Raw genomic sequence first — 3,839 nt, 5'->3', positions numbered from 1 at the left:
CGGCCCCACCCGGCCGGGCCCGGCCCCCGGCGCGGTGGCGTCGGCGCCCGGTCGTGCGGGGGGTGCGGCCGTGGCGCCCGTCCCCGGCGGACACGCGCCACCGGCTCCGGGCGCGCCGAGGCCCCTCGGGGAGGTGCGGAGCTGGCCGCGGTCCTTCGCCGACCGGCTCACCACCCCGTTGCCCGGCATCCGCGCCTACGCACGGCTCGCCCGCGAGGGCGCCTTCCGCCCCGGCCCCGACGGGCTCCGCGGCATCCCCGACCTGCCGTACGCCCCCGCCCCGCTGCCCGCCGCAGCCCCCGGCACGCTCTGCGCCACCTGGGCGGGCCACGCCAGCTGGATCCTGCGGGTCGGCGGGCTGACCGTACTGACCGACCCCGTCTGGTCCCGGCGCATCCTCGGCACCCCGGCCCGGATGACCCCCGTCGGCGTGCGCTGGGAGGAACTGCCCCCGGTGGACGCGGTGGTGATCAGCCACAACCACTACGACCACCTCGACGCCCCCACCCTCAAGCGGCTGCACCGCCGCACCCCGCTCTTCGTCCCGGCCGGCCTGGCCCGCTGGTGCCGGCGCCGCGGCTTCACCCGGGTCACGGAGCTCGACTGGTGGGAGTCCGCGGAACTGGACGGAGTCCGCTTCGACTTCGTCCCGGCGCACCACTGGTCGAAACGGTCGCTGATCGACACCTGCCGGAGCCTGTGGGGCGGATGGGTGCTCACCGAGACCCGCGTGGGGGCCGCCGGGACGCCGAGGAAGGTGTACTTCGCGGGCGACACCGGGTACGGGCACTGGTTCGGCGAGATCGGCCGCCGCCATCCGGGCATCGAGCTGGCCCTGCTGCCGGTCGGGGCGTACGCGCCGAGGTGGTGGCTCGCCGACGTGCACGCCGACCCGGAGGAAGCGGTGCAGGCGTGCATCGACGTGGGGGCGCGGCGGATGGCGCCCATGCACTGGGGCACGTTCGTGCTGTCCGCGGAACCGGTGATGGAGCCGCTGCACCGGGTGCGGGCGGCCTGGGCCCGGGCCGGGCTGCCACGGGAGGACCTCTGGGACCTCCCGATCGGCGGCTCTCGCGCCTGGTAGCGCTCTGCGCCTCGAACGCCGGCGGGGTCGGCGGGGTCGGCGCCGGCGGGGCCGAAGGGCCGGTTCGCAGGGTCAGCGGGGGTGGAGGCGGCGCCAGAGGGCGGGGGCCGCGCTGATCAGGAGGGTCAGGGCGACCGCCAGGGCCACGCCCTTCCACGGCTCCGAGAACAGGGAGCCGCCCAGGATGCCGATCAGGCCGTACGTCGCCGCCCAGGCGAGGCAGGCCGGGGCGTCGCCACGGGCGAACCGGCGCAGCGGGAGCCGGGCCAGCAGACAGGCCAGCATCACCGGGATCCGGCCCGCCGGCACCAGCCGGGAGAGCACCAGCACCAGGACCCCGTGTTCCTCCAGCCTGCCCTGCGCCTGGGCGAGCCGTTCCGGTGTCGCCCGGCCGCGGAGGGTCTCCAGCCACCGGGAGCCGCCCCGGGACCGCACCCCCCGCTGGCCCAGCCAGTACAGCGCCAGGTCCCCGAGGAACGCGGCCACCGCCGCCACCACGAACACCAGCAGCAGCCCGAACGGCAGGGACTGGTGGAACGCCACCACCGCCGCCGTGCTCACCAGCGCCCCCGTCGGGATCACCGGAACCAGCGCCCCCAGCGCCACCAGCAGGAACAGCGCCGGGTAGCCCACCGCCTGCCGGGTCGTCTCCGGCGGCACCTGGCCGACCACCGCTGCCACCGCCGCCCCGGTCACCGCCGGCTCGTGCCACGTCACGGCAGCCGCACCCGCTCGCCGTGTCCCGGCACCCGTACCGCCACCCTCGGCGCCAGCTGCCGGGCCCGCCGTACGAACTCCTCGCCCGGCGCGTGGAATTCGTGCGGCCGCACCGCGTCCAGCCCGATGGGCCAGTACGTCCCGTAGTGCACCGGAACGGCCGCCGCCGGAGCCAGCGCGGCCAGCGCCTGCGCCGCCCGGCCCGCGTCCAGGTGCCCCGGCCCCAGGTACGGGCCCCAGCCGCCGACCGGCAGCAGTGCCACGTCCACCGGCCCGACCTCCTCGGCCATCGCGTCGAACAGCCCGGTGTCCCCGGCGAAGTACGTCCGTACCGAGCCGTGGACCACGTACCCGAGCGCCGGTGCCAGATGCGGCCCGAACGGCAGCCGCCGCCCGTCGTGCCGCGCCCGGACCGCCCGGACCCGTACGCCGGCCCGTACGCCGACCTCCTCGCCCGGGGCCACCTCCGCGACCGCCAGCCGGCGCTCCGCCGCGACCCGTGCCAGCCCCGGCACGGCCCGGCGCGCCCCGGCCGGCACCACCAGCCGGGTCCCGGGCGCCAGCCGGGCCAGCGACGGCAGGTGCAGGTGGTCGGCGTGCAGGTGCGACACCAGCACCACGTCCGCCTCGGCCGCCTCGGGCGGGGGCAGCGCCCCGCGCCGGCGCCGCAGGTGCGCGAGCCGCCGGGCGAACAGCGGATCCGTCAGCAGCCGCACCCCGGAGTCCTCCACCGTGCACGTGGCATGGCCCCACCAGGTGATCTCCACCGGCACCCGGCCTCCCCGTCCCCGTCGTGTCCCCGTCGTGTCCCCGTCGTTTCCACGGACCTTCAAAGCCTAGATCCTGCCCCGCCGGTGCGCCCCGAACCGATGCCCGCAGCCCCCTCCTCCCGGGCGGCGGATCGGAGTAGGGTCGGGCGGCATGGATGAGCTGCGCGTGGCCGCGATCGCCAGCCTGGCCCCGCTCGAAGACCTGGACACCGACCCCTTCGCCGTCGACACCCGCAGCCAGCACGCCATGTGCGCCCGCTGGGCCGAGGACCGGGGCTACGTCGTGACGACGGAACTGCTGTTCTACGGACTGCGCGCCGACCACTGCGGGCTCTGGTGCGACATCGATGCGGGGCAGGTCGATCTGTTCGTGGCCCCCAACCGCCGGGTACTGGCCCGTGCGCTGCGCTCCGTCGAGGAGTTCACCGCCGAGTGCCGGCGGCGCGGCGTCCGGCTGGAGACCGCCGGGCTCGCCGAGCCGCAGTACACCTCCGCGATGAAGGCCGAGGTGCACCGCCGCCTGTCCATGCCGACCGCCGGGTACGACGGCACGTAGGGTCCGGGCTACCCGCTACCCGCTACCCGCTACCCGCTACCCGCTATCCGCTACCCGCGACCCCCGCCCCCGGCGCCCCGGCTCGCGGCCGCCCCGTTCCGTACGTCCGTGCGCCACCCGCTCCACCCGGCCGCGCCCGCCGCCCTGTGCGACGCTGGAGGGTGCGGCGGGACCGCGGGCGGGGCGCGGGTCCGGGGGGAGACACGAGGCGGTACGGCGTGCGGCGAGGACGGTGGCGGACCACGGGCAGCGCCCTGGTACGGGTGATCCTCGTCTGGGCGGTGTCCACCCTCACCATGCTCGGGCTGGCCGCCGTCCTCCCCGACTTCCGGCTCCGGTCCGGCGACGGCGACAGCATCACCGAGATCGGGCTGACCGCCGTCTGGGGCGCCGGCGCCTTCGGCCTGCTGAGCGCGCTCGTGTGGCCGCTGCTGGTCCGGGCATTGCTGCTGGTGCCCGCCCTCGTGCTCGGCCTGCTCGTCTTCTTCCTCAACGGCTCGCTGCTGCTGCTCGCCCTCAGCCTGGTCCCGTCCGGTGGCGGCGAAATGGCCCCGGAGACCGCCGTGGTGGTGGCCGCGGTCATGTCCGCGGTCGCCTCGGCGACCTCGACCGCGCTCGCCGTACGCGATGACGAGGCCTACCGGCGCCGCCTCTACCGGCTCGCGGACCGGCGCCGCCGGCGGCTCCGGGGCCGGCCGGGCAAGGGCGGGCC

The 3,839-nt window shown here is 76.9% G+C and carries 5 protein-coding genes; 3 read left to right on the top strand and 2 right to left on the bottom strand.

Annotated features, from left to right (window positions below):
- Positions 1–70: 70 nt before the first annotated feature.
- Positions 71–1,084, top strand: coding sequence for an MBL fold metallo-hydrolase (locus ACFXA3_RS38045; RefSeq protein ID WP_385195143.1), 1,014 nt, complete (start codon positions 71–73; stop codon positions 1,082–1,084).
- A 72-nt stretch (positions 1,085–1,156) separates the two neighbouring features.
- Here the strand turns inward: ACFXA3_RS38045 and ACFXA3_RS38040 are convergent, their stop codons facing one another.
- Complete coding sequence (locus ACFXA3_RS38040) at positions 1,157–1,801, bottom strand: DedA family protein (RefSeq protein ID WP_385195140.1); 645 nt, start codon at positions 1,799–1,801, stop codon at positions 1,157–1,159.
- On the bottom strand, positions 1,798–2,574 hold the full coding sequence (locus ACFXA3_RS38035) for an MBL fold metallo-hydrolase (protein WP_385195137.1): 777 nt from the start codon (positions 2,572–2,574) through the stop codon (positions 1,798–1,800). The genes ACFXA3_RS38040 and ACFXA3_RS38035 overlap by 4 nt, the downstream gene beginning before the upstream one ends.
- Positions 2,575–2,722: 148 nt before the next feature.
- Between ACFXA3_RS38035 and ACFXA3_RS38030 the strand changes: the two genes are divergently transcribed.
- Together ACFXA3_RS38030 and ACFXA3_RS38025 are read left to right on the top strand one after the other, a co-directional pair.
- Entirely contained in the window at positions 2,723–3,127 is a 405-nt protein-coding gene (locus ACFXA3_RS38030; RefSeq protein WP_385195135.1) for a hypothetical protein, read from the top strand.
- A gap of 218 nt (positions 3,128–3,345) precedes the next feature.
- The coding region (locus ACFXA3_RS38025; protein WP_385195132.1) for a phage holin family protein at positions 3,346–3,839 on the top strand (494 nt) is incomplete at its 3' end.

It is taken from the genome of Streptomyces sp. NPDC059456 (assembly GCF_042750055.1).
Lineage (GTDB): Bacteria > Actinomycetota > Actinomycetes > Streptomycetales > Streptomycetaceae > Streptomyces.
The sequence above is the reverse complement of the archived record's forward strand: the minus strand, read 5'-3'. Positions and strand labels throughout refer to the sequence as shown.

What these genes read in the sequence shown, in the direction of transcription:
- ACFXA3_RS38030 (WP_385195135.1), top strand. Translation starts at nt 2,723, where the DNA reads ATGGATGAGCTGCGCGTGGCCGCGATCGCCAGCCTGGCCCCGCTCGAA.